The sequence below is a fragment of the Sphingomonas sp. 10B4 genome (assembly GCF_035019905.1).
GTDB classification, from domain to species: domain Bacteria; phylum Pseudomonadota; class Alphaproteobacteria; order Sphingomonadales; family Sphingomonadaceae; genus Sphingomonas; species Sphingomonas glacialis.
Window position 1 is genome coordinate 1 of the sequence record NZ_JASJVC010000305.1, and the last position, 273, is coordinate 273.

A 273-nucleotide genomic window follows, 5' to 3' on the forward strand; every position below is an offset into this window, starting at 1 on the left:
GTTAAAGACCTATCTGGAAAAAAATCAATATGAGGTCAAGCTGGCACATAACGGTGAATCATTTTTGGCCGAGTTTCACCGCTACGCAGATGAATTATCTTTGGTCATTTTAGATGTGATGCTGCCGGATACGGACGGGTTTGCATTGTGCAAAGTGGTGAGAAATCGCTCCAACGTTCCCGTGATTATGCTCACAGCCAGTTCGGACGAGACTGATCGCATTGTTGGCTTAGAGCTAGGGGCAGATGACTATATTTCTAAGCCGTATAGCCC

General features: G+C 45.8%; 1 protein-coding gene. It reads left to right on the forward strand.

What is annotated here, in order from left to right:
* The coding region (locus QN347_RS19905; RefSeq protein WP_323494415.1) for a response regulator at nt 1-273 on the forward strand (273 nt) is incomplete at both ends.